Origin of the sequence: Pseudomonas brassicacearum subsp. neoaurantiaca, from assembly GCF_013608025.1 — a bacterium.
Taxonomy (GTDB): Bacteria; Pseudomonadota; Gammaproteobacteria; order Pseudomonadales; family Pseudomonadaceae; genus Aquipseudomonas.
On record NZ_VDLV01000001.1, the window covers coordinates 1 to 24,671 of the forward strand.

Genomic DNA, 24,671 nt, shown 5'->3' on the forward strand with positions numbered 1-24,671 from the left:
CCCGGGCCGGGGAGCAGGGGCGTGGTTTCGCGGTGGTCGCCGATGAGGTGCGCAACCTGGCCCGACGCACCAGCCAAGCCACCGTGGCCATCTCCGATGTGGTCGGCAAGAACCGCGAGCTGGCCCGGCAGGCGGTGATCAGTATGCAGTCCAGTACGCTCAAGGCAGAGCAGGGCGTGAAGCTGGCGAATCAGGCGGGCACGGTGATCCTGGACATTCATCGCGGCGCGCAGCAGGTGGTCGAGGTGATTGGCGAGTTTGCCCACGCCATGGATCAGCGAGGCGATGCCTGATCGCGTCAGGCTGACCCAGGATGCGCAGCCGCCAACAACTCCTTGGTATACGGATGCTGGGGTGAATCGAACACGTCATGACTGGCGCCTTGCTCGACTACTTTGCCGTCCTTGATCACCAGCATGTCGTGGGCCAGGGCGCGCACCACCGCCAGGTCGTGGCTGATGAACAGGTAAGTCAGGCCGTGCTTTTGCTGAAGGTCGCGGAGCAGGGCGACCACTTGTTTCTGCACGGTGCGGTCGAGGGCGGAGGTGGGTTCGTCCAGCAGGATCAATGCTGGCTTGAGCACCAGCGCCCGGGCGATTGCGATGCGCTGACGCTGGCCGCCGGAAAACTCATGGGGATAGCGATGCCGGCTCTGCGGATCGAGGCCGACTTCCTTGAGCGCCTGGATCACCTGGGCTTCGCATTGCGCGGCGCTGGACGGGCTGTGGACTTCCAGTCCTTCGCTGATGATTTGTTGCACCGACATGCGCGGGCTGAGGCTGCCGAATGGGTCCTGGAAAACGATTTGCATCTGTTTGCGCCAGGGCCGCAGCTCTTTGTGCGACAGATGATCCAGCGCGTGGCCCTGGAAGCGGATGCTGCCTTCGGATTCGATCAGCCGCAGGATCGCCTGGCCGAGCGTGGATTTGCCGGAGCCGGACTCGCCGACGATGCCCAGGGTCTTGCCGCGCTGGATGCTCAGGCTGATGCCGTCCACGGCGCGCAGGTACTCCTTGCGCCGGAACAATCCGCCGCCGAGCGGGAAGCTGACCCGCAGATCCTCGACCTGCAGGACTTCTTCGCGTTCATCCCTAGGCAGGGCTTCGCCTTCCGGTTCGGCGTGCAGCAGCTCGCAGCTATAGGGGTGTTTCGGTGCGCTGAACAGCGTCTCGCACGGCGCCTGCTCGACGATTTCCCCGGCCTTCATCACGCACACCCGTTGAGCGATGCTGCGCACCAGGTTGAGGTCGTGGCTGATCAGCAGCAGGGACATGCCAAGCCGTTGCTGCAGAGACTTGAGCAGCAGCAGGATCTTGCGCTGCACGGTTACGTCCAGGGCGGTGGTCGGTTCGTCGGCAATCAACAGTTCCGGTTCGCAAGCCAGGGCCATGGCGATCATGACGCGCTGGCGCTGGCCGCCGGAAAGTTGATGCGGATAAGCCTTGAGTCGTTCGGCGGGTTTCTGGATGCCAACCAGGGCCAGCAGTTCCAGGATTCGCTGGCGCGCGGCCTTGCCGCCCAGGCCACGATGCAGCATCAAGGTTTCGCCGATCTGCTTTTCAACGCTGTGCAGCGGGTTTAGCGACGTCATCGGCTCCTGGAAGATCATGGCGATCCGGTTGCCGCGCAACTCGCGCAGCGTCTTGGCCTCGGCGCCCACTAGCTCTTCGCCGCGATAGCGAATGCTGCCGGTGGTGCGCGTGCCGTTTTCCGGCAGCAGTTGCAGGATCGAATGCGCGGTGACCGACTTGCCGGAGCCCGACTCGCCCACCAGCGCCAGGCACTCGCCGGGACGAATGTCCAGGCACAGGTTGCGCACCACCTTCTGGTCATTGAAGGCCACACTCAGTTCGCGAATTTCGATCAGGTTGTCGCTCATCTCAAGGTTCCGCTCATGATAGTGGGTCAAGACCGAGGGTCGAACGCGTCTCGCAACGCTTCACCGATAAACACCAATAGAGAAAGAATCAGCGCCAAGGTGAAAAACGCCGTCAGCCCCAGCCACGGCGCTTGCAGGTTCTGCTTGCCCTGGGCGATCAGCTCTCCCAGGGATGCGCTGCCGGCCGGCATGCCGAAACCGAGGAAGTCCAGGGCTGTCAGTGTGGAAATCGCCCCGGTGAGAATAAAGGGTAGGTAGCTCAGCGTGGCGTTCATCGCATTGGGCAGGATGTGCCGCACGATGACCTTGCGGTCGCTCAGGCCCAGGGCCCTGGCGGCTTTGACGTATTCGAGATTGCGCCCGCGCAGGAACTCGGCGCGTACCACATCCACCAGGGCCAACCAGGAAAACAGCGCCATGATCCCCAACAGCCACCAGAAGTTCGGCTCGACGAAACCGGACAGGATGATCAGCAAATAGAGCACCGGCAGCCCCGACCAGACTTCCAGCAGGCGTTGCCCGAGCAGGTCCACCCAGCCGCCGTAATAACCCTGCAAGGCCCCGGCCGCGATACCAATCAACGCGCTGATGGCGGTCAAGGCCAGGGCGAACAGGATCGACACCCGCGCACCAAAGATGACCCGCGCCATGACGTCCCGGGCCTGGTCGTCGGTGCCCAGCCAATTGACGCTCGACGGCGGGCTTGGCGCCGGTTGATTGAGGTCGTAGTTGGGCGTGTCATCGCTGAATGGAATGGGCGGGAACAGCAGCCAGCCGCCGCCCCTGTGAATCAGGTCCTGGACATAACTGCTGCGATAGTCGGCCTGGAACGGCAACTGGCCGCCAAATTCCTGTTCGGTGTGGCGCTTGAACACCGGGAAGTACAGCGAGTCCTCGTAGCTCACCATCAGGGGCTTGTCGTTGGCGATCAGTTCACCGCCCAACGTCAGGATGAACAGGCCGATGAACAACCACAGTGACCACCAGCCACGACGGTTCTTCTTGAAGCGCTCGAAACGGCGGCGACCCAACGGGGAAAGCTTGAACATCAGGCGTTCCTCGCGGCGAAGTCGATGCGCGGGTCCACCAGGGTGTAGCAGAGGTCGCCGATGAGTTTGATCAGCAGGCCGAACAGCGTGAAGATGAACAGCGAGCCAAACACCACCGGATAGTCCCGGGACACGGCGGCTTCATAGCTCATGCGCCCCAGGCCGTCGAGGGAGAAGATCACCTCGATCAGCAACGAGCCGGCGAAGAACACGCTGATGAATGCCTGGGGAATGCCCGACACCACCAGCAGCATCGCGTTGCGGAACACGTGGCCGTACAGCACTCGGCGTTCGCTCATGCCCTTGGCCCGCGCGGTGACTACGTATTGGCGGGTGATCTCGTTGAGGAACGAGTTCTTGGTGAGGATCGTCAGGGTGGCGAAGCCGCCGATCACCAGCGACGTGACCGGCAGCACCAAGTGCCAGAAGTAATCGGCGACCTTGCCCAACGTCGACAAGGACTCGAAGTTGTCCGAGACCAGACCGCGCACCGGGAACCAATTGAGCGAGGTGCCGCCAGCGAACACGACGATCAGGAACATCGCGAAGAGGAACGCCGGCATGGCGTAGCCGATGATGATCGCGGTGCTGCTCCACACATCGAAGGCCGAACCGTGATGCACGGCTTTGCGAATGCCCAGGGGGATCGACACCAGGTAGGTGATCAGCGTCGCCCAGAGCCCAAGGGAAATCGTCACTGGCATCTTTTCCAGGATCAGGTCGGTGACCGTGGCGCCGCGGAAAAAGCTCTTGCCGAAGTCCAGGCGAGCGTAGCTGGTGAGCATCAACCACAAACGTTCGTGGGCGGGCTTGTCGAAGCCGTACTGTTTCTCGATGTCCTTGATCAGTTGCGGGTCTAGCCCACGGCTGGCGCGGGAGCTGCCGGTCATGGCATTGCCCGAACTGCCGACGCTGGCGCCGCCGATGCCCTGCAGATGAGCGATCGCCTGTTCCACCGGTCCGCCCGGTGCTGCCTGGACGATGACGAAGTTCACCAGCAGGATAATCACCAGCGTGGGAATGATCAGCAGCAGGCGCCGCGCAATGTAAGCCCACATCAGTGATGCCCTCCAGGTGAGCCGCGCTTGATGCGTTCGGCGGTCATCTGCTCGTTGGTCAGCGGCGTGGTGCTGACTTCCCACCAGCTCTCGATGGCTTCGTCATTGCTCGCTTGGACTTTCGGCATACCGAAGCGATTCCACCACACGGTGGAGCTGCCGGGCGGGTAATAGTTGGGAATCCAGTAGTAGTTCCACTGCAGGACGCGGTCCAGCGCATGGGCATGGCGGAGCATGTCGCTTTGGGTAGTGGCCCTGACCAGCCCATCGATGAGCGCGTCCACGGCGGGATTCTGCAAGACCATGTAGTTGTTCGCGCCGGGGTCGGTGGCCGCCGCCGAGCCAAAGTAGTTGTACAGCTCCGTGCCCGGCGAAGTGCTTACGGGGTAACCGGTGATGATCATGTCGTAGTCGCGGCTCATCAGGCGGTTGACGTACTGGGACGAGTCGATGCGCCGGATATTCATGTCGATGCCGATCTGCGCCAGGGTCCGCTTATAGGGAAGCAGGAGGCGATCGATCCCGTTCTGGGTCACCAGGAAAGTGAAGCTCAGGGCCTCACCCTCGGCATTCACCAGGCGATCACCATCAGGTTTCCAGCCGGCCTGTTCCAACAGGGCCAGGGCTTGCAGTTGCTTGTCACGGATGATGCCGGTGCCGTCGGTTTTCGGCGCCTCGAAAACCTGGGTGAAGACTTCGTCGGGCACCTTGCCGCGCAATGGCTCCAGGATCGCCAGTTCGCCTGCGTCGGGCAGTTGCCGGGCGGCGAGGTCGGTGTTGGAGAAATAGCTCTGTTGACGCACGTAGAGGTTGCGCATCATCTGGCGATTGCTCCACTCGAAATCCCAGAGCATCGCCAGCGCCTGGCGTACGCGGCGGTCCTGGAACTGTGGTCGTTGCAGATTGAACACGAAGCCCTGGGCCGGCTGAGGTGCTTCGGTGGCGAGATGGGCCTTTTGCAGGCGACCGTCGCGCAGGGCCGGGCTGTCGTAGCCAATGGAGTAGCCGGTGGCGGAGAACTCACGGTTGTAGTCGTACGCGCCGCCGCGCAGGACCTGTCGGGCCACGTCGGTATCACCGAAGTACTCGATGCTGAAGTGGTCGAAATTGTAAAGGCCGCGGCTGACTGGCAGATCCTTGCCCCACCAGTCGGCGTTGCGCTCGAAGGTGATGCTGCGGCCCGAGTCGACCTTGCTCACCCGGTAAGGACCGCTGCCAAGAGGCGGCTCGTAGCCGCCGCCGTTGGCGAAGTCGCGGGTTTTCCACCAGTGCTCGGGGAAAACCGGCAGGGTGGCGATGTCCAGGGGGAGGGTGCGGCTTTCGTTGTTCTTGAAGTCGAAGCGAACGGTGCGTTCCGATTCCACCTCGACCCCTTTGACGGCAGCGAATTGGGTGCGATAGCGCAGGCTGCCCTGGGTCATCAGCAGATTGAAGCTGTAGCGCACATCTTGCGCGGTGATGGGCTTGCCATCGGCAAAACGTGCCTTGGGATTAAGGTAGAAACGTATCGACAGGCCGTCCTCGGCGCGTTCCATTTTCTCGGCAACCAGCCCGTAGACGGTATAGGGCTCGTCCAGCGAGCGCTGAGCCAGCGGCGAATAGAGCATGCCATCGACCTGGCTGACGCCGATGCCTTTGTCGATATAAGGCAGTACATGGTCGAAATGGCCGATCTCCATGGCTGAGCGGCGCATGGTGCCACCCTTCGGGGCCTGCGGATTGGCATAGGCGAAATGACCGAAGCCTTCGGCGTACTTGGCCGGTTCGCCATAAACGGTCAGGGCATGTTGGGGAGTGGCATTCACCGTTGCGGCGCCTGTCAGCAGGAGCACGGCGGAGAACAGCCAGGAGGGAAACGCCAGTCGCATTGTCAGCCTTAACGCCGAGTGATCGATGACCACGATTTGTACGCGAGCGACGTGCCGATCGCCAGCCCCTCGCATTACCCAAACATGACGGCCCACCAAAAGGCGGGCCGTCATGTAGATAAACCGGGATCAGTCCTGGCGGCTGGTCACTTCCAGCAGGTGATAGCCGAACTGGGTCTTGACCGGGCCTTGGACCACATTGATGGGTGCGCTAAAGACCACGGTGTCGAATTCCTTGACCATCTGGCCTGGACCGAACGAACCCAGGTCGCCGCCCTGACGGCTGGATGGGCAGGTGGAGTTGGCCTTGGCGATTTCAGCGAAATCGGCGCCGCCTTCGATCTGGGCCTTGAGTTCGTTGCACTTGTCTTCGCTGGAAACCAGGATGTGGCGGGCAGTGGCTTTGGCCATGGGAAAAATCCTTTCAATGTCTTTAAAAGTGGTCAGCCTACCGGAATTGGTACGGGTTTGTTGTCAAAAATGCGTCAAAGCCCGACGATTCGCAGGCGCTCGGCGTGCTTCAGGTAGAGGTCCACCGGATCGGTTCCCTTGCACCGTTCGCCGCCGACCGATTGGTTGATCGCGTCCAAGTGGTCCATCGGGTAGTCGGAGCGGATGACCTTGCCCAGGTGTGAGCTGAAGCGTCCGACGATGCCGTCGTTCTGCCCAGCCTCGGTGATGAAATATTCGGAGAAGGCGCGGCAGAAACCGCGCATGGGATCCGCGGCGTTATCACCGGTGTCTCGCACCGTGCCGCTCCACGAGTAATAGCGCACACCGTTAACCTCTTGCGCACCGTTGCCTCCCCAGTTACGGGGCAGGCCTTGAGGATACTTGTCATTGAACGCGCCCACGCCTTCGGTGGTCAGCGCTGCCAGCGCCGCAATGGCGTGTCGCGGGAGCTGTGCCTGGCCGCTGAGCGCTGAAATGAAGTCGGCAAAAAGCGTCGCGACTCGACTCGCGACATGCTCCGGCAGACGACCTGGGGTCAACGCCTTGCGCAGGAAATCGGCGAGTTCCGAACCTTGATTGGGCCCGTTGACCGAAGTGACCGAGGCGACAATGTCCGGTGCCAGCGCCGCAGCGTAGCGGGCGGCCAGCGCGCCTTGGCCGTGACCGATCAGGTTGACCCTGGCGGCGCCGGTTCCATCAAGGACCCGGTCAATCTGCGCCAATAGCTGCTCGCCACGGGCCTCATTGCAGTGCGTGACGGATACGTACGGGATGAACACTCGGGCGCCGGCCGTACGTAGGGCTTCTTTGATGCCCTGGAAAAGTTCGGATTGCCCAACTCTGTCGAACCCGAACAAACCATGGACCAATAAGATGGGAAAGCGCGTAGTTGCATTCCGTTGCATGTTCATACCTTTTTCGAAGAGGTTCATGTTGTGTTGCCAGCGCCACTCTAATCGACGCGGTGAGCGGGCGGTGTAGGACAAGACCGCTGCTAGCTGCGGAAACCGGAATAAAGAACATGAGAAGTTTCTTGCGAGGCGGGATGAGGCCTAGGACGTAGAGATGGGTCTGATAGCGGGCGCGCTTCGAGGCTACAACCTCAGTTGCCTGGGACCACGCTGCGCGTCGTGTTGTCTGATTGCCCGGCTGGGCACAAGGAATTTCAATGGCTTCATCCGGCGCCGTCACATCAGACGGTGCCTTTGTCCAAGGACTGGAGCCAGGATATGACCGTTGAATCATCTGTTCCCAAAACAAGGCGTTCGCCGCACAAGCTGCCGGCACCTTTACTGGCAAAGGCCCAAGGCGGCGCGATCGATCCCGCCTGGAGCAAGGTTGTCGTCACGGTCGTGCCGTACCCGATGATGGCTTGTGGCGATGAACTGCTGTTGCGTTGGCATGGCCTCAATAACGACGGCGAACCGTACCGCCATGAAGTCCGCCGGTTTGTCACGAGACGACAGGTAGGGCGCGATGTCGTTTTTGTCGTGCGCGAACCTCACCTTGCCGAGTTGGAGGGTGGCTCGTTGGAACTCTCATATCGGGTAACCAGCAAGCAACTGCCGGCCGGACTGGTTTCGGACCCCTTGCCGTTGGTGATTGGCGATGTACCGACGCATTTGTTGCCGCCCATCGCCAACGATGCAGTGGGTGGGAGTCTCGATCCAGGGCGAGTGCCTGAGGGCACGCAGGTCACTGTGCGGCCGTATTCAAGGATGGCGGCAGGCGATCGAATCCTCCTCATTGCCAGCCGTGATTCGAAGCCGTTATGGCGCGATGAACTCGATATCGAAGCCTATGCGGTGGGACGTGAAGTGTCGTTCTGGATTGAACACTCCAATATCGCTCCCCATCTCGGGGGCTCGCTGAGCTTGACCTATGTCGTCAGGCGAGGGCTTCTGGTGCGCCGGGCGGAATCGTTGTCGATCCGTATAGGTCCGCTGGTACGCCCTGCGCTGAAGGCGCCGGTCATCCTGGAGGCCCATGACGGTTGGCTTGATGTCGATGCGCTTGATGACGCGGCGACAGTGGTCATCGACGGGGTTGGATTGGAGGCGGGGGAACTGGTCTGGTTTCAGTGCGATGGCACTTATTTCACCGTCCGCGAATGTTCGATTACCGAGGCGACGGCAGGCCAGACGGTGGTCTTCAAGGTGCCCGCCGCTTATTGGCGCGATCAACGCGACCGTGCGGTCTGTTTCTTTTATCAGATCGAGCGCCTGGATGATGTCAGCCAGCGGTCTGCGACCGTGACCCTTCAGGTTCGTTCCGGGCTGCCTGGCGGTGGCAAGCCCCACGCCGAATGAGGGCTTGCCGATTGTTCAAGGCGTTCACGCCAGCGCTTGCAACCTGCAGTGAGCCTGGCGCAACAGTTGCTCGGTGGATTCCCAGCCAAGGCACCCATCGGTGACTGACACCCCGTAGCGCATCGCCGGGCCCAATGGCTGGCAGCCCTCGAACAGATGGCTTTCGAGCATCATGCCGATGAGGGCGTGATTGCCATGCACCCGTTGTTCCAATACTTCGTTGAATACCTGGGGTTGGCGCAGTGGGTCCTTGCCGCTGTTGGCGTGGCTGCAATCGACCATGATGCGGGTCGGGATCTTGAGGCGAGCCAGGTCGTCGTGTATCTGGGCCACGCTCTGGCGATCATAGTTCGGACCGCGATGGCCGCCGCGCAGCACCAGATGAGTGTCGGGGTTGCCCGGGGTCTGGATGATCGCCGGATGTCCCTGGCTATCGACGCCGAAATGCCGATGAGGATGGGCGGCGGAGCGCATGGCGTCACAGGCGATGCCGACGCCGCCATCCGTACCATTCTTGAAACCTACCGGCATGCCCAGGCCGCTGGCCATCTCCCGGTGAATCTGCGATTCGGTGGTACGGGCGCCGATGGCCACCCAGCTCAGCAGGTCGTCGAAGTAACCGGCAGCCATGGGCTGCAACAACTCCGTGGCGACGGGCAGCCCGAGTCGCAGCATTTCACGCATCAATTCCCGGGACAGGCCGAGGCCGGCGGCCATGTCGTCACTGCCGTCGAGGTGAGGGTCGTAGGCCAGGCCTTTCCAACCGACAGTGGTGCGCGGCTTTTCGACGTAGGCACGCATCACCAGCAGCATGCTGTCGCTCACCTCATGGGCAAGACGGGCGAGGTTGGCGGCGTATTCGAGGGCGGATTTCGGGTCGTGGATGGAGCAAGGGCCGACGATGACCAACAGGCGGGAATCCTCGCCATTGAGGATTGCGCGGATCGCTTGGCGATGGACACCGACTTGGTGACTCAACGCCACATCAAGTGGCAATTGATGCTTGAGCTGCAACGCGCTTGGCAAGCGCAGGGTCAGGGCTTCATTGGCAGGGTTGAGCGTGGACAGCGGCAAAGCGGAGACGGACGAATTCATGATCTGGCTTCCTGGGCGGGCAGCGGGTTCAGTCCCGCGCGCCGGCCCTATTGGGGTGTTCGACAATTGGCCACAATGGCCCGCAACGTAGGCATGCCACCGGTAGGTGACCGATCGGAGGCGGCAGGCTGTCCCGAGCGGTGGCTGGTAAATCGCCAGGCGGAAAAACTGTCGTAACGGTAATAAGTGGCGTAGTTCATGGCTCAATCCTCAAGTTGTCTGGTGCTGCGAATGTCTGGGGCCTGAAAAAACAAAACCCCCGGTCGGGAGGCCGACCGGGGGTTTGGAAAACTCTGGAAGGCGACCCGTTTGTCATGGGCGCCGTTTGGGTATCAGGCGCGCCAGTGGCTAAACCAATACCCAAAATAAAAGCTGACCGGAGTCTGCACGTTGTTCGCCCAGGCAGCCGCAACCGAGCGCAGGGCGCTGGCAGGTTGAACTGGTGAGAGGGCGTTGAACATGGTCTGTCTCCGATGAATGGTCCCGAGCTTACTAGAGCGCGACGCAGCCGTTCAATAAGAAAATTCTATTGACCGTTTAAAAACATTCGCCTCGCTTGAGTACGGCGGACTTTATGACAAACTCCAGCGTTGTGCTGACCCTTTCGGACGACCCATGAACGCTTCAGTCTTTGCTGCTGCACAGGCCATCTCCATTGCCGGGGACGTCAGTGCCAATCTTTCGCGTCATGAATCTTTCATGCAGGCCGCTGCCGAGCAGCACGTGCAAATGCTGGTGTTTCCCGAGTTGTCACTCACCGGTTATGAGCGAGGTCTGGCCGCGCAGTTGGCGATATTGCCTGACGACGCGATATTGCAGCCGCTGCGCGACCTGGCGCAGGCGTTGCGTTTGACCACGGTGGTCGGCATGCCGATTCGCCTGTCGGCAGGCGCGCCCGTGATAATCGGCGCATTGGTCCTGGGGGCGGATGGCTCCCTTGGGGTTTATAGCAAACAGCACCTGCACCCTGGCGAAGAGGTGGCCTTTGCGCCTGGTCATGGCGGTTCGTTGATGGACATGGGGACGGATCGCGTCGCCTGGGCGGTATGTGCCGATTTTTCCCACGCCAGCCATGCCGCCGCAGCCGCGGAGCGGGGCGCCACGGTGTATGCGGCGGGCGTGTTGATCACCGACGGTGGCTACGTACCGGATACGGCGCTGCTACAAGGTTACGCGCGGCAACACGCCATGACGGTCCTGATGGCCAATCATGGTGGCGCCACCGGGGGCTGGGAGTCAGCCGGTCGCAGCGCGATCTGGGGGCCGGACGGTTCGCTGATCGTGGCGGCGCCAGGTGTTGGCGAACAGTTGGTTATCGTCCGTCGGCGTGACAATGGCTGGGCTGGGCAGGTCGTGTCGCTTTGATGAGGTTTCCATGAATTTCCAATGGCGTGCGGCTGAGGTCGGCGACATCGAATTTGCCCGGCAACTGACTTGCCGCAACATGCTTCCCTACTATCTGCGCCATGATTTGCTGTGGCAGGACGAGGCGTTCGACCTTGCCTGGGTTATCCGCCAGAACTGGATCATCCACCGTGATGACCAGGCGCTGGGTTTCGTCAGCCTTAGCCGCGACGCTCGCGCCTTGTATATCCGAGAGCTTCAAATAGATCAGGCATTTCGTCGGCAGGGCGCCGGAACCTGGGCGATCGGACAGGTCTGGGCAATGGTGGCACTTGAACATCGACCGGCATTGCGCCTGACGGTCTTTAAGGATAATCCGGCCAGGGCCCTTTATGAGCGCATGGGGCTGGTGGTGGTCGGCGAAGACGAGTGTTTCCTGAGGATGCAGCGAGACGTAGGTGCTTGAGGCTTTGAGTGTCGGGTTGAGAAGATGTGTTGTAACTTTTATCTGCCCGTTTGCGCTAGGTCTGCCGAGTGCTTTTTTGCTAAGGTGTGGGGCAACCCATACAAGACCAAAATCGTGAGGTGTCTGCTTGATTAGGGTGTTAGTGGTCGATGACCATGATCTCGTCCGTACGGGCATTACACGGATGCTGGCTGACATCGACGGCCTGCAGGTAGTTGGCCAGGCCGAGTCCGGGGAAGAATCCCTGATCAAGGCGCGTGAATTGAAACCCGACGTGGTGCTGATGGACGTCAAGATGCCGGGCATCGGCGGCCTTGAAGCCACGCGTAAATTGCTGCGCAGCCATCCTGATATCAAGGTCGTTGCGGTGACGGTGTGTGAGGAAGATCCATTCCCGACCCGGTTGTTGCAGGCAGGCGCGGCGGGCTACCTCACCAAGGGCGCCGGCCTGAACGAGATGGTCCAGGCGATCCGCCTGGTGTTTGCCGGGCAGCGCTACATCAGCCCGCAGATCGCCCAGCAATTGGCGATCAAGTCATTCCAGCCGACCAACGATTCGCCTTTCGATGCGCTCTCCGAGCGGGAAATCCAGATTGCCTTGATGATTGTCGGCTGCCAGAAAGTCCAGATCATCTCCGACAAACTCTGCCTGTCGCCCAAGACCGTCAATACCTACCGTTACCGTATCTTCGAAAAGCTTTCGATCAGCAGTGACGTCGAGTTGACGCTGCTGGCGGTGCGTCATGGCATGGTCGATGCCAGCGCCTGATAATGACTGAACAGTTTGATCCAAGTGCCTTCCTGTCGACCTGCAGCGGCCGCCCTGGCGTGTACCGCATGTTCGACAGCGATGCGCGCCTGCTTTATGTAGGCAAGGCCAAGAACCTCAAGAAGCGCCTGGCCAGCTATTTCCGCAAGACCGGCCTCGCTCCGAAGACCGCCGCCCTGGTGGGGCGCATCGCGCAAATCGAAACGACGATCACGGCCAACGAAACCGAGGCGTTGCTGCTCGAGCAGACGCTGATCAAAGAGTGGCGCCCGCCTTATAACATCCTGCTGCGCGACGACAAATCCTACCCGTATGTGTTTTTGTCCGACGGCGCATTTCCACGCCTGAGCATTCATCGCGGGGCCAAGAAGGCCAAGGGACGGTACTTTGGTCCTTACCCTAGTGCGGGCGCGATTCGTGAAAGCCTGAGTCTGCTGCAGAAGACCTTCTTCGTCCGCCAATGTGAAGACAGCTATTACAAGAACCGTACCCGACCGTGCCTGCAATACCAGATCAAACGCTGCAAGGCGCCATGTGTCGGGCTCGTCGAGCCCGAAGTCTATGCCGAGGACGTGCGTCACTCGGTGATGTTCCTGGAAGGACGCAGCAATGCGCTGACCGATGAACTGTCGGCCGCCATGGAAGAAGCCGCCGTCAACCTTGAATTCGAGCGCGCCGCGGAGCTCCGCGACCAGATCGGACTATTGCGCCGGGTTCAGGATCAGCAAAGCATGGAAGGCGGCAGCGGCGACGTCGATATCGTGGCAGCGTTCATCAACCCGGGCGGCGCCTGTGTGCATTTGATCAACGTGCGGGGCGGCCGGGTTTTGGGTAGCAAGAACTTCTTCCCTCAAGTAGGGATCGAGGAAGACGTGTCCGAAGTCATGGCCGCTTTCCTGGGCCAGTACTACATCAGCAGCCCAGAACGCGACCTGCCCAGCGAACTGATCGTCAACGTGGTCCATGAGGACTTCCCGGCCCTGATCGAAGCCATCGACAAGCTTCGTGGTCGCGAACTGACCATCAGCCATCGTGTGCGCGGAACCCGTGCGCGGTGGCAACAATTGGCCGTGACCAACGCGGAGCAGGCCCTCGGTGCGCGTTTGGCCAACCGCCAGCACGTTGCGGCACGGTTCGATGCCTTGGCTGACGTCCTGAATCTGGACGAGCCACCGCAGCGGCTTGAGTGCTACGACATCAGCCATTCCAGCGGCGAGGCAACCGTTGCCTCCTGCGTGGTGTTCGGCCCGGAAGGCCCGATCAAGTCCGATTACCGGCGTTACAACATCGAAGGCGTCACCCCCGGCGATGACTACGCGGCCATGCACCAGGCGCTGATGCGGCGCTTCGGCAAGATAAAGGACGGGGAGGGCAAGCTGCCGGACGTCCTGCTGGTGGACGGTGGCAAGGGCCAGTTATCCATGGCCCGCGACGTGCTCAACGAATTGGCGGTCCCGGACTTGATCCTGCTCGGTGTGGCCAAGGGCGCGACGCGCAAGGCCGGTTTCGAGACCCTGTACCTGAACGACGCGGCCCATGAATTCACCCTGAAAGGGGATTCGCCGGCCTTGCACCTGATCCAGCAGATCCGCGACGAAGCCCACCGTTTCGCTATCACCGGCCACCGTGCCCGTCGCGGCAAGACCCGCCGTACTTCCACGCTGGAAGGCGTGGCAGGGGTGGGGCCGACGCGCCGGCGTGATCTGTTGAAACATTTTGGTGGCTTGCAGGAGCTGTCTCGTGCCAGCATCGAGGAAATAGCCAAAGCACCCGGTATCAGTAAAAAGCTCGCAGAGTCGATTTATGCAAACCTGCATAGCGAGTAGAATGCCCGTCAACCTCGTAGCCAGTTGTGCCGATGAATATCCCAAACCTGATTACCGTTCTACGCGTCCTACTCATCCCGATCTTCATTTTGCTGTTCTATTTGCCGTACCACTGGAGCTACTTGGCCTCCGCCTCGGTATTCGCCTTCGCCGCCGCGACGGATTGGCTCGACGGCTACCTGGCCCGCCGCCTGGAGCAAAGCACGCCGTTCGGCGCGTTCCTCGACCCGGTGGCCGACAAGCTGATGGTCGCGGTGGCCCTGGTGCTGCTGGTGCAAGAACACGGCAACCTCTGGCTGACCCTGCCGGCGGCGGTGATCATCGGACGCGAAATCGTCGTATCGGCCCTGCGCGAATGGATGGCCGAGCTGGGCGCCCGCGCCCAGGTCGCCGTCTCGAACCTCGGCAAATGGAAAACCGCCGCGCAAATGCTGGCCCTGGTGATTTTGCTGGCGAATCCCTCGGATTTCAGCTTCTGGGTCTTGTTGGGCTACGCCTTGCTGCTGGTGTCCGCTGGCCTGACGCTGTGGTCGATGGTCCAATACCTGCGCGCCGCCTGGCCGCACCTGCGGACTGATGTAGATCCGAAATAAAACTTTTTTGAATCAAAGGGTTGACGGCGTGTTTGGAATCTATAGAATGCGCCACACCAAGACGCGGGAATAGCTCAGTTGGTAGAGCACGACCTTGCCAAGGTCGGGGTCGCGAGTTCGAGTCTCGTTTCCCGCTCCAAGTATTTAAAAATGGATCTCTGAAAAGGGGTCCATTTTTTTCGTCCAAAGCAAAGTCTTTTTTTTGTTTTTTTGCCGCGCTTCCCTAAAAGCAGTCAGCAACGGTTGGTGGGCAGCTGCATTTCCGTGGCGGCATGAAGAAGTTGGACGACCTCAATCACGCCGACGTTTACCACGCGGTAAAACACCATGTGCCATGCGCCTTTGTCCGACCCATGAGGGCGTTCGGGCGACCAAAGTCCCGCGAGATAGGGCGGTAGTCTAAGCTCACCACTCAGGAGACTCACAATATGCGCTATCGGCATGTTCCTGGTGAGGGGTGAGCACAACGTTTTGCGTCGCCATAATTAGCTCCAGCTCTGGGCAACCAAGATGGTACCCACGATCAGCCCAACCTCGCCCAGCCCGCGAACGCTACAGCCAACGCTTAACAATATCAGCGCGAAAACAGTTACGTTCCTCTCCCAGCCCTGCCCGTCGATGCTCCGTTTCTCAACGTCTTCACGCATGATCGATAAGATGTTGCGGCTGCCGGCAGCACTGTGACTTTCTGTGAATAATTCATTGACCTGACTGCGCAGCCGGGGCGGCATTGATTGTGCCAGGGGATTTACGATAGAGGCCGACTGCCAATCCCAAAATGATGATCGCAATTGAAATCAAGTTCGGTGTCGAGATGTGTTCGCCGATAATCAGCATTGAACTGCCGATGCCGAATACCGGGATCAGCAACGATAGCGGTGCCACTGTTGAAACAGGATAAAGTTTCAACAGCGAGTTCCATCCCCAATAGGCAAAGTGTGTGGCCAGATAAACCTGGAAATAATCGATAGCACAGCCGTCAGGTCGAGACTGCTTTGCAGGTTCTCAAAGGGCGCGGCACCTTGCATGAGCCAGGCGATGAAGAAGAGCGGGATGGGTGGAAACAGACTGGCCCAGACCATAAATGAACAGATTTCTTTGACACCGGATTTCTTGATAATGACGTTGCCGATGCTCCATGCGATGGCACTTAGCACAATCAGCATACTCCAAGTATCGCGTGCTCCCCTTGCTGGATAGAAATGATGCCTCCCAACCCAACCAATGCCAGCAGCGCACCGAGAAGCTGAGCACCGCGAAGCTTCTCTTTGAACAGTAACGCCCCCCAACCCATGGTGAAGAACACGCTGAGCTGGATGATCAGCGAAGCAATACCGGGGCTGACGCCGACCTGAATGCCATAATTGATCACGCCCCACATACCCAATCCAAAAATGAAGCCGTAGGCGGCAACATAGCGGAACGGGATGGCGGGGCGCTTGATGAAGAACACCAAAGGTAGGGCGGCGAGCGCAAAGCGTATACCCGTTAACACAAAGGGATCGATCGAGCGTAATCCCAGCTTGGTAATTGGAAAATTAACTCCCCACACCAGGGTGACCAATATCGCCAGCACCAAATGTTTTTTCTGCATGTCACTAGCCTCACGTTAAGCGGCATACCGTGATAACGGTATGCCGCATTTCAATCAGTTCAATGCGAACCGCTTCTGCATCAGGCAAAGCCCTGTGATTTCCATCAGAAGGTTATCTGCCGATGCACGCTGTGCCGGTGATAGCGAAGGCAGTATGGCCAGCAGGCCACGAACCTTGACCGGGTCGAAGAATGGAACTTGGCTCAGTGCCGGGCCGTTGAGTACGTCGTGCATCATTTCATACAGTTTCGACTGCGGGCTCTGGGCGGCAGGTGGTGCACGGAAGTACTGTTTCTTACGGTCATACACGGCTTGAGGAACGTATGGCCGCATAGCCTCACGCAGTGCGTATTTCTCAGTGGCGCCACGGACTTTCATCGAGACTGGGAGACGGCACGCAGCTTCGATCACTCGGTGATCGAGCAGAGGCGGACGACCTTCCAGGCTGCCAGCCATTTCCATGCGATCACCCAGGGAGGTCAGTACCACGTTTGGCAGACTGGATTTGGCGACCATGTACAGCGAGCGGTTCACGGGTTCCCAACCATTGAGAGCTCTAGGGCTCAAACGGTCATAAAACTGGCGATAGGCATCCACGTCACAGAAACGCTCACGGAAGTCATCGCTGTACAGTTGCGCAAGCGGGCTAAACAGCGCCGACTGGGTTTCGAGCCACGACACCCCGTGACCTAGCTCCTTGTGTACCCAGTCAACGCCGCCGGTGCCGCCTTCCAGGTAACGGTTTTCGCTTTCATGCAGGCGTTTGGCCAATGCAGCGATGACGCCCGGGTCCTGATGTTCATGGTTGTAGAGCACCATATCGCGTCGGTAATGAGGATAACCGCCGAAAACCTCGTCGGCGCCTTCACCGGTAAGTACAGCACGCATGCCTTGTTTCTGAACAAACTTGCACAGCAGGTATTTGGCGACGCTGTGGGCATTGGCGAAAGGCATCTCCGCATGCCAGAGGGCGTTTTCGAAGTTATCGGCCATGTCGGACGAGTCGACCGACAACACATGCAGGTTGGCCCGATTGTGCTGGGCGGCTATTTCTGCGTACTGGCGTTCGTCAAAACCTTCTGCGCCTTCGAAAGACAGGTGGAACGCCTCTAGAGGTTTGCCGGTCAGCTCGGTTGCGATCCCCAACATGGCCGATGAATCGAGGCCGCCGCTCAGGCATACGCCCACCGGTACGTCAGCGTGCAGTCGCAGACGTACCGACTCTTCAATGGTATGGCGCAGGGACTCGATCATCTGGGCCTCGGACTGGTTGCTGCCAGCCGTGTCGCTCGTAGGAAAGTCCCAATCCCAATACTGTTCGGTTTGCAGGCCATGGTGGGCGCCCCGGCCTATTTCCAGGCCCAGGGTACGCCGGTGGACGCCAGCGACTTGAGAAACCATGACTGCCTGTTATACCGAGTGCCTTCCACCGGAAAGCTTGAGCGCTGGCCGCTACCGGATAAGTCCCACAACGGCACTCAGGACCTGCGAGCCGTGCTGGTCTGCAACAACATCGACATGCTTTTCAACGCCGCTATGGAAGGGCGGGGCATCGCCTGCCTGCCGGAATTCGCTGTCAAGGAGGCCCTTGAATCCGGAGCACTGCAGGCCGTGCTGACCCAGGAGGTGACCCGCACCATTCACTTCAGCGTGCTGTGGCCGCCGAACCGCTTTATCACGCCCAAGCTGCGCTGTTTCGTGGATTTCATTTCTTTGCATATGTGAGTGGGTGCGCGACAGGCTGATTGAACGGTTTTTGCGTGAAAGCGGGTGGGCCTGTCACCTATAGCGGAGGCTACAATTGAGGGGAGGGTTGAGCTGCCGCCCGCCAGCGCTCCGCCAGTTTGGTGCCTAAATCTGAGAATGGACGAGCACGTCAAGGTTCACTCTTCGCAGCCAGTCAATGAGTATCTGCCAATCAGAGTAAAGCCCTTTGGCTACTCGACAAGCTCGACGTAATCAGACTCGCCGCCTCCAGTCGCTCCGGACAACCAACCCCAAACGAAGTGGAGAGTCGTGCGCCCAGCTGGGTCGGCGCCCACCGTACCGCGCGACCAACCCGCAAGAAGCTCACCATTAGTAGTTAAGCAGTGATAAAGAAGTTCAATGGTATCGGGGCCCGTCACGCGACCCACCTGGTTTCCTGTCCGGATCCGTCCGCCTTGGTAGCGGCTGGTAATGGCACCGTCTTCGACAAAGTATTGAAATATCGTGCCGGCACCTGATAACCCTTTGGTGTTGTTCGCTACTGTGAATCGACGATTGTTCAAGCGCTCGCTGATTAGGGAAAACGCGATTTCCATAGGTTTCGTGTCCTTCCTTTGAGAAATCCATTCAAATTTACACTCACCTTAAACCAGGCTACGTAGCGGGCTCCATCTGAAAGTCCGCTTTGAGTTGAAAACAGTTTCGGGACTGGTAGTTTTTGGCCGATAGCTGTCTGTGGCGTAGGGCAGCTACCGACCCGAAGCGGTCATTCGTGGAGTCTCTCTTGCAAGTTTGCTCACTTATTTGCGATGCAAACCCTTGATACTCCCAGAGGTGCAACTCATGAACCCTACAATTTTGACAGCGACAGTTCTTCGTCCCGACATGCGTGATAGCATTTTGATCTAAGCGTTTTTTACTTGCCGGAATTTTCTTGTCTACGCTCGCATTAGCATCTGATATCTCGATCACAACACACAGGTATCAACTGAGGTTAGGTTATGTCCGATGATAGCTATGGGCGCAGCAGGGAAAGTATTTTTTTTCCAGTTTTCAGTATCGGGCAGGCAAAGCTGGTGGTTGTATTGCTTATGCTTTTACTGGTTATGGTCAGCGCCGTTGTGCCAGATACGGCTAAGGAAGGAAGGTGGTTGCTAGTCCAGCAGATGATCTTGGTTGGATACAAGGATATTGGGAGCATTAGTGAAGGGTCAAGTTATAGGTTGGTTGTAATGGTTAGTTTTTCTATGGCGGTTGTGTTGTCTTGGGTTGCTGCTATTGTGATGTCGTTGACCCGTCTTCATATGCATGCTTTTCAGGCTGTTGAGAGCAAAAGCTATTTGTCAAGAATTGCGACTATTGTGTTCATACTAGTGCTTTTGTTACTTCCTATTTTTCAAACGTTGCCAAACAATGATTTTAACTTCTCATATCATGTGTTTAAGGCGATGTGGGAAAGTAGATTTTTGATAATTGGGGCGAGCGTTGTGTGTTTTTTGCTCTCTATGGTTCTTTGGATGCTGGTTTTATTTGAATTTTCTAACTTTCTGGGTTGGAGATCGTCATCGCGCAGTTGAGTTCTGCCATGGCCAAGCAGCAAGTTGCTGACCGTTTGCAGCCGATCGCAACTGGCTGCTTCTGGCCGATTTCTACCTGTCACGAAGGGTAGAAATCGACCCAAAGCTGTCATTAAATTAAGGTAACGAAGCGGGTTTCAAGGCCAACACTTACTGGCGGTAGCGCATTAATCAATACGACGGCATCGTCGCCTTGATTAAGGTAGATCAAGGAGTCACCGGTCTCGAACGTAACTCTGAATCCAGCCAGCCAAGGCTCTTGCCCGTAGAGAGAGTCAAGTATTCCCTCAACTGCGCAAATTTTTTTGTTCTCGAGGTGGGTTGCTGATAAACCTGAAAGCAGGTTTTCCCGCTTCCAGGAACAGGTCGCGTTCGGTTCTATCTCGAAGGAAGCGGGCGCATCAGTCGGCAGTCGGTCCGCGCCTACTCTCTCGCCATCACTCAAGAGATACATAGACAAAACTTCTCGCTCGCCAAAACGCCACTCCAGAGAACCTATGTCTCCCAAATGTCTCTCGTCGTTGAAATAGTATTGGTCGTGCAGCAGCTCGCTCAAGTGCTTTCCCAAAAGCGAGCGTGCATTTTGCAGGTCTCGGGCAGCTCTTGCTGGAGATGGGGATTGGCGGCCAGACATCAGGCATCTCATATAGGCGGAAAGAAAGGCAGATACTACACAAAGGCCATTACGTCCGCTCTTGGCCGATTGTAGCCATTCACCACCAGTAGCCAGCCCATCGCAGCAAGTCCTCGATAAGCCGTCTAGACTCCATGCGCGCTCATTCACCCTCAACCCAGCGCAGGTCGCCGAAGCCTCCTGCCTTGAAGGAGTCCGCCATGCGTTATCGCATCTTCGGCAATACCGGCCTGCGGGTCTCTTCGCTCGCGCTGGGTACTGGCAATTTCGGTAAAGGATGGGGTTATGGGGCCGACTTGGACGAAGCCCGCAAAATCTACGACGGTTACCGTGAAGCAGGGGGCAATTTCATCGATACGGCCGATCAATATCAATTTGGCCAATCGGAATCCATGCTCGGCGATTTCATGGCGACCGAGCGCGATGAAGTGGTGCTGGCGACCAAATTCTCGCTGGGTGATTCACCCGGTGCCGGCGTCCTGCGCGCCGGCAACAGCCGCAAAGCCATGCGCAGCTCGGTGGAAGCCAGCCTCAAGCGCCTCAAGACGGATCACATTGATCTTTTGTGGGTGCATATGCCTGATGGCGTAACGCCTATCGACGAAATTGTGCGGTGCCTGGACGACCTGATCCGCTCTGGCAAAGTGCTCTATAGCGGACTGTCGAACTTCCCGGCTTGGCGTGTGGCAACGGCGGCCACCCTGGCCGAGCTTCGTGGTTGGTCGGCGATATCGGCGGTGCAATTGGAGCACAGCCTGGTGGAGCGCTCGGCCGAACGCGAACTATTGCCGATGGCCGCGGCATTCAATCTGGGAACCGTCGGATGGTCGCCGCTCGGCGGTGGTTTGCTGACCGGTAAATACCGCAAAGGAGAAACCGGTCGTGCTCAGGGGTTGGGGACGGTGATCCACGATGAGGACAGCGAGCGCAAGACCTCGACGATGGATGCCGTGTTAGCGATCGCCGAAGAGACCGGCCATACACCGGGTCAGGTCGCAATCGCCTGGGTGCTGGCCAAGGGAACACTGCCGATTATTGGTCCACGCACGCCGGAGCAGATGGCCGATAACCTGGCGTCCGTCGAGGTTCAACTGACGGCGGATCAACTGGCACAGCTGGACGCTGCCAGCGCCATGCCCCTTGGATTCCCGCACGATAAGGTGGCTGCTTCAGCGCCTTCGCTTGCTGGCGGTAAGGCAGACCTCATTGATGCAATGAACCGGGTTGTTCGATGAGTCGAGTTTCCAGGCAGTCCGCCCATTTGCCCGCAAACCGGTAGAGTGGCATGAATGCCTCGGATAGCTCCAAGCCAAGTGGCGTGAGGCTGTAGCCGCCGTCGACTCGCTCGACAATGCCCGCGTCGCGCAGCTCGTGGATTCTGCTTTGCAGCACGGTGGGAGAGATGTCTCCCGCCGCACTTCTCAAAGCCCTGGAACTCAACGCGCCATCGCGCAGTTCCCACAGGACCCTCAGCGCCCATTTTTGTCCGAGCAAGTCCAGGAGCGCCATGATTGGCCGGCGTCCCCTGAGTATTGATGAAGCGCAGCCCTGGTTATCACCCATCGTTATTACCCTTGTTTGCTACACATTCAGTAGCGACTATTCTTGCTACACATTTGATAGCAGAGGATACGCGATGCCACGAATCAAAGCACTCAATGAACCCTACCCAGCCGACGTCAGGGCGGATTTCGACAAGATAATGGGCGTAGGAGTACCGCCACTGGTTCTATTCTCGACCATCGCAAGCAGTGATCGCGCGTGGCGTAAATTCAAGGGCGGCTCGCTGCTGGATGGCGCGTTGCTGACACTTCGCCAGAGAGAACTGGTCATCGATAGGGTGTGTGCTCGCACAGGGTGTGAATACGAGTGGGGCGTGCATGTGATGGCCTTCGCACAGGCCGCCGGGCTCTCCAAGGAAGAGATTGCCGGCACATTGGAATATCCCCTTCGCCCAGGGCAGTGGAAGGACGAAGAGGCCGCTCTATTGACCGCGGTCGATGCGCTTCATGATCGAGCGACGTTGAGCGATGAAGCATTCTTGAACCTCAGAAAACACTTCGACGACGATCAAATCCTGGAGGTTCTGATGCTCGCGGGCTTTTACCGGACGGTCTCCTACATTGCGAATGGACTCGCATTGCCGCTGGAGCAAAATGCAGCGAGCTTCAGTGAATATCACAGAGGCGAGACAGCCGGGCATTGATCGCTTCTGGTCGAGGTTTTTCGGTCACTGACGCCATCGCGAGCAAGCTCGCTCCCACAGTGGATCGGGGGGAGGTCGGGTCATCACGTCGCATCGTAGCGGCTTGACCTTGAAGTTGGGTTTAGGCTTAAAGTCGACTTCAAGGGCAACGGATTTTTCAGAGGCTGTTATGAGAATAGGCGAACTGGCGAAAATCAGCGGGTTGGCGCCGTCACGCATCCGGTTCTACGAAGCCAGCGGCCTGATCAAGTCCGTCGGGCGCAAATCCAATGGCTATCGGGATTACGCGCCTGAAACCGAGTGGGTTCTGGAACTCATTACCGGCGCACAGGCGGCCGGTTTCTCATTGGAGGAAATCCGCCAACTGATGCCGATGAATGCCAGCGGTTGGCAACACGATGAGTTGCTCAGTGGACTCAAGCAAAAGGTCGAGGAGATCGGCGTACTGCAGCAACGGCTGGCGCAGAACAAGGCGCAACTTTTGCTCGTCATCAAGGGCATCGAGGGTAAGCCCGAAGGCATGGCGTGTGCTGACAACGCGCAGTTGCTGATCAATCGACTGCGCGAAGAAGGCGTTGTCCATCCTGCAGGCAAGCGTGCGACGGCATCCTCCAAGAGAAAAAATGCCCGTCAGGCTTCTGGGGCCTGACGGGCGTAAAAGTTTTCAGCGTCCGCCGATCAGGCTGGCGAGTGGTTTCGGCGCATAAAGTGCGCTCTGAGCTTGCACGGGTACGCGGTGTCGTCGGTTACAACCTGCCGAAATGGCTGCAAAAAAGCGATTGACCTTAAAGTGGACTTCAATCTTAAGGTGCCTCATACCCAGCTGAGGACCGCTCCATGAATGTGTTCGACCCCCTGATGCTCCCCAACGGTTCGACCATCAAGAACCGAATCGCCAAAGCCGCCATGGAAGAAAACATGGCGGACGCCGACCAGGCGCCCTCCGAAGAATTGATGCGTCTTTACCAGGCGTGGGCCGACGGCGGTGCCGGCTTGCTCATCACTGGCAACGTGATGGTCGATGGCCGCGCCATGACCGGACCGGGTGGCGTGGTGTTGCAGGATGATCAGCCACTGGACAAGTTCAAGCGCTGGGCGCGTATTGGCCGATCCGGCGGTGCGCAGTTCTGGTTGCAGATCAACCACCCAGGTCGGCAGATGCAGGCCAACCTTGGGCAGAAAACCTGGGCGCCGTCAGCCGTGCCGTTGGCACTGGGCAACATGTCCAAGCGTTTCGCCACGCCTCACGCCATGCCCCCTGGTTTGATTGAAGAGGTCATCCAGCGCTTCGCGAACACTGCACGCCTTGGCGAACAAGCCGGATTCACCGGCGTGGAAATCCACGCCGCCCATGGTTATTTGTTGAGTCAGTTCCTTTCGCCGCTGACCAATCAAAGGACGGACGAGTGGGGCGGCTCTCTGGAGAACCGGGCGCGGTTGTTGCTCGAAGTCGTCAAGGCGGTTAGGGCTGTGGTTTCGGCGGAATTCGCCGTAGCGGTCAAACTCAATTCCGCCGATTTCCAGCGCGGAGGGTTCACGGCCGATGACGCCAAAAGAGTGGTCGGGCTGCTCAACGACCTGGGGGTGGACCTGGTGGAATTATCTGGTGGCAGTTACGAAGTCCCAGCCATGCAAGGTGAGGCGCGTGATGGGCGTACCTTGGCCCGCGAGGCTTATTTTCTCGAATTTGCCCGTGAGATCCAGACCGTCGCCAAAATGCCCGTGATGGTTACCGGTGGCATACGTCGACGTCCGGTTGCCGAAAACGTCGTGCAAAGCGGTGTTGACATGGTGGGCATCGGTACGGCGTTGGCCATCGATCCTCACCTGCCGCGTGACTGGCTGCTGGGCAAAGACAACGCCCCGCAATTGCCGCCGATCACTTGGAAAAACAAGACCCTTGCGGCCTTGGCGAACATGGCGGTTGTGAAGTTTCAATTGCACAAACTGAGTCGGGCCAAACAGCCCGATCCGAGCGTGTCGCCGTTGCGCGCGCTGATCCTGCAGCAGCTCGCCCTGGCATTTCGCACGCGTCAGTATCGGCGTTGGGTGGAGAGGCGTTCGACGTGAGTTGATGTTTGTTCAAAGCTTGATGAGCCAAGGGGGGAGACCGACTGGGATCGGCAACTGTGTGCCGGACAGTGATGTCCTTGGTTCGAAAAGGCGTTATAGAAATGACTTTGTTTCTGGCTGCCGCTGCAAGCCTGGCATTGTGGCTAGGCATGCTGTATGACAAGCGGAATC

General features: G+C 58.8%; 25 protein-coding genes, 1 tRNA gene and 2 pseudogenes. 15 read left to right on the top strand and 13 right to left on the bottom strand.

Annotation, left to right across the window (positions count from 1 at the left end; translation table 11 throughout):
- Positions 1–75, top strand: a pseudogene (locus FHK92_RS28075) (methyl-accepting chemotaxis protein); the annotation flags it as partial.
- Positions 48–293 carry a hypothetical protein gene (locus tag FHK92_RS00005; protein WP_375154592.1) on the top strand — a complete coding sequence of 82 codons (246 nt, stop codon included), beginning with the start codon at positions 48–50 and terminating at the stop codon, positions 291–293. The pseudogene FHK92_RS28075 and the gene FHK92_RS00005, both read left to right, overlap by 28 nt.
- Positions 294–298: 5 nt before the next feature.
- Here FHK92_RS00005 and FHK92_RS00010 read toward each other — a convergent pair whose 3' ends face one another.
- The 6 genes from FHK92_RS00010 to FHK92_RS00035 form a co-directional block, all read right to left on the bottom strand.
- Entirely contained in the window at positions 299–1,879 is a 1,581-nt protein-coding gene (locus tag FHK92_RS00010) for an ABC transporter ATP-binding protein (RefSeq protein WP_181286212.1), read from the bottom strand.
- A 26-nt stretch (positions 1,880–1,905) separates the two neighbouring features.
- The gene (locus tag FHK92_RS00015; RefSeq protein WP_181286213.1) at positions 1,906–2,928 is read right to left on the bottom strand and encodes an ABC transporter permease; all 1,023 of its coding nucleotides are present in this window, start codon (positions 2,926–2,928) and stop codon (positions 1,906–1,908) included.
- A complete protein-coding gene (locus FHK92_RS00020; RefSeq protein WP_181286214.1) occupies positions 2,928–3,986 on the bottom strand; it encodes a microcin C ABC transporter permease YejB in 1,059 nt (352 codons plus the stop codon). Before FHK92_RS00020 ends, FHK92_RS00015 begins: the two co-directional genes overlap by 1 nt.
- Positions 3,986–5,854, bottom strand: coding sequence for an extracellular solute-binding protein (locus tag FHK92_RS00025; protein ID WP_181286469.1), 1,869 nt, complete (start codon positions 5,852–5,854; stop codon positions 3,986–3,988). Before FHK92_RS00025 ends, FHK92_RS00020 begins: the two co-directional genes overlap by 1 nt.
- Before the next feature lie 129 nt (positions 5,855–5,983).
- Positions 5,984–6,265, bottom strand: coding sequence for a peptidylprolyl isomerase (locus FHK92_RS00030; RefSeq protein ID WP_181286215.1), 282 nt, complete (start codon positions 6,263–6,265; stop codon positions 5,984–5,986).
- A 74-nt stretch (positions 6,266–6,339) separates the two neighbouring features.
- Positions 6,340–7,212, bottom strand: coding sequence for an esterase/lipase family protein (locus tag FHK92_RS00035; protein WP_181286216.1), 873 nt, complete (start codon positions 7,210–7,212; stop codon positions 6,340–6,342).
- A gap of 324 nt (positions 7,213–7,536) precedes the next feature.
- Between FHK92_RS00035 and FHK92_RS00040 the strand changes: the two genes are divergently transcribed.
- Positions 7,537–8,616 (top strand): hypothetical protein, encoded by a 1,080-nt coding sequence (locus tag FHK92_RS00040; protein WP_258232521.1) that lies wholly within the window; start codon positions 7,537–7,539, stop codon positions 8,614–8,616.
- A 24-nt stretch (positions 8,617–8,640) separates the two neighbouring features.
- Here the strand turns inward: FHK92_RS00040 and FHK92_RS00045 are convergent, their stop codons facing one another.
- Together FHK92_RS00045 and FHK92_RS27675 are read right to left on the bottom strand one after the other, a co-directional pair.
- Positions 8,641–9,711 (bottom strand): 3-deoxy-7-phosphoheptulonate synthase, encoded by a 1,071-nt coding sequence (locus FHK92_RS00045; RefSeq protein WP_181286217.1) that lies wholly within the window; start codon positions 9,709–9,711, stop codon positions 8,641–8,643.
- A gap of 332 nt (positions 9,712–10,043) precedes the next feature.
- Complete coding sequence (locus FHK92_RS27675; protein WP_258232522.1) at positions 10,044–10,172, bottom strand: hypothetical protein; 129 nt, start codon at positions 10,170–10,172, stop codon at positions 10,044–10,046.
- A gap of 154 nt (positions 10,173–10,326) precedes the next feature.
- Here FHK92_RS27675 and FHK92_RS00050 point away from each other — a divergent pair, with 154 nt between their 5' ends.
- From FHK92_RS00050 to FHK92_RS00075, 6 genes are all read left to right on the top strand, one after another.
- Positions 10,327–11,076: a carbon-nitrogen hydrolase family protein gene (locus tag FHK92_RS00050; RefSeq protein ID WP_181286218.1), complete on the top strand. Its 750-nt coding sequence runs from the start codon at positions 10,327–10,329 to the stop codon at positions 11,074–11,076.
- A gap of 10 nt (positions 11,077–11,086) precedes the next feature.
- Positions 11,087–11,521 carry a GNAT family N-acetyltransferase gene (locus tag FHK92_RS00055; protein WP_181286219.1) on the top strand — a complete coding sequence of 145 codons (435 nt, stop codon included), beginning with the start codon at positions 11,087–11,089 and terminating at the stop codon, positions 11,519–11,521.
- 127 nt (positions 11,522–11,648) lie between these two features.
- Positions 11,649–12,290: a response regulator transcription factor GacA gene (gene gacA / locus FHK92_RS00060; RefSeq protein WP_003200277.1), complete on the top strand. Its 642-nt coding sequence runs from the start codon at positions 11,649–11,651 to the stop codon at positions 12,288–12,290.
- A gap of 2 nt (positions 12,291–12,292) precedes the next feature.
- Positions 12,293–14,116 carry an excinuclease ABC subunit UvrC gene (gene uvrC / locus FHK92_RS00065; protein ID WP_181286220.1) on the top strand — a complete coding sequence of 608 codons (1,824 nt, stop codon included), beginning with the start codon at positions 12,293–12,295 and terminating at the stop codon, positions 14,114–14,116.
- A gap of 32 nt (positions 14,117–14,148) precedes the next feature.
- Positions 14,149–14,709 carry a CDP-diacylglycerol--glycerol-3-phosphate 3-phosphatidyltransferase gene (gene pgsA / locus FHK92_RS00070; RefSeq protein WP_181286221.1) on the top strand — a complete coding sequence of 187 codons (561 nt, stop codon included), beginning with the start codon at positions 14,149–14,151 and terminating at the stop codon, positions 14,707–14,709.
- 63 nt (positions 14,710–14,772) lie between these two features.
- Positions 14,773–14,848: transfer RNA gene (locus tag FHK92_RS00075), tRNA-Gly, on the top strand.
- A 560-nt stretch (positions 14,849–15,408) separates the two neighbouring features.
- On the opposite strand, the pseudogene FHK92_RS00080 reads toward FHK92_RS00075, so the two are convergent.
- Together FHK92_RS00080 and FHK92_RS00085 are read right to left on the bottom strand one after the other, a co-directional pair.
- A pseudogene (locus tag FHK92_RS00080) lies at positions 15,409–16,303 on the bottom strand (EamA family transporter).
- A gap of 54 nt (positions 16,304–16,357) precedes the next feature.
- Positions 16,358–17,704, bottom strand: coding sequence for an asparagine synthetase B family protein (locus FHK92_RS00085; protein WP_258232523.1), 1,347 nt, complete (start codon positions 17,702–17,704; stop codon positions 16,358–16,360).
- On the opposite strand from FHK92_RS00085, the gene FHK92_RS00090 reads away from it, so the two are divergent.
- On the top strand, positions 17,636–18,028 hold the full coding sequence (locus FHK92_RS00090; RefSeq protein ID WP_258232524.1) for a LysR substrate-binding domain-containing protein: 393 nt from the start codon (positions 17,636–17,638) through the stop codon (positions 18,026–18,028). The two genes, FHK92_RS00085 and FHK92_RS00090, sit on opposite strands and share 69 nt — an antisense overlap.
- Before the next feature lie 212 nt (positions 18,029–18,240).
- Here the strand turns inward: FHK92_RS00090 and FHK92_RS00095 are convergent, their stop codons facing one another.
- Entirely contained in the window at positions 18,241–18,606 is a 366-nt protein-coding gene (locus FHK92_RS00095; protein ID WP_181286222.1) for a hypothetical protein, read from the bottom strand.
- Between the two features lie 405 nt (positions 18,607–19,011).
- Between FHK92_RS00095 and FHK92_RS00100 the strand changes: the two genes are divergently transcribed.
- Positions 19,012–19,587 (top strand): hypothetical protein, encoded by a 576-nt coding sequence (locus FHK92_RS00100; protein WP_181286223.1) that lies wholly within the window; start codon positions 19,012–19,014, stop codon positions 19,585–19,587.
- Positions 19,588–19,699: 112 nt separating this feature from the next.
- Here FHK92_RS00100 and FHK92_RS00105 read toward each other — a convergent pair whose 3' ends face one another.
- Positions 19,700–20,221 (bottom strand): hypothetical protein, encoded by a 522-nt coding sequence (locus tag FHK92_RS00105; RefSeq protein WP_181286224.1) that lies wholly within the window; start codon positions 20,219–20,221, stop codon positions 19,700–19,702.
- Positions 20,222–20,421: 200 nt separating this feature from the next.
- Here FHK92_RS00105 and FHK92_RS00110 point away from each other — a divergent pair, with 200 nt between their 5' ends.
- Complete coding sequence (locus FHK92_RS00110; RefSeq protein WP_181286225.1) at positions 20,422–21,456, top strand: aldo/keto reductase; 1,035 nt, start codon at positions 20,422–20,424, stop codon at positions 21,454–21,456.
- Here the strand turns inward: FHK92_RS00110 and FHK92_RS00115 are convergent.
- Positions 21,425–21,784 (bottom strand): winged helix-turn-helix transcriptional regulator, encoded by a 360-nt coding sequence (locus FHK92_RS00115; protein ID WP_258232525.1) that lies wholly within the window; start codon positions 21,782–21,784, stop codon positions 21,425–21,427. The genes FHK92_RS00110 and FHK92_RS00115 overlap by 32 nt on opposite strands.
- Before the next feature lie 73 nt (positions 21,785–21,857).
- Here FHK92_RS00115 and FHK92_RS00120 point away from each other — a divergent pair, with 73 nt between their 5' ends.
- From FHK92_RS00120 to FHK92_RS00130, 3 genes are all read left to right on the top strand, one after another.
- Positions 21,858–22,427: a carboxymuconolactone decarboxylase family protein gene (locus FHK92_RS00120; protein WP_181286226.1), complete on the top strand. Its 570-nt coding sequence runs from the start codon at positions 21,858–21,860 to the stop codon at positions 22,425–22,427.
- 169 nt (positions 22,428–22,596) lie between these two features.
- Positions 22,597–23,076 carry a MerR family transcriptional regulator gene (locus FHK92_RS00125; protein WP_181286227.1) on the top strand — a complete coding sequence of 160 codons (480 nt, stop codon included), beginning with the start codon at positions 22,597–22,599 and terminating at the stop codon, positions 23,074–23,076.
- A 188-nt stretch (positions 23,077–23,264) separates the two neighbouring features.
- Positions 23,265–24,497, top strand: a complete 1,233-nt coding sequence (locus tag FHK92_RS00130) for an NADH:flavin oxidoreductase/NADH oxidase family protein (protein ID WP_181286228.1) — start codon at positions 23,265–23,267, stop codon at positions 24,495–24,497.
- Positions 24,498–24,671: the final 174 nt, after the last annotated feature.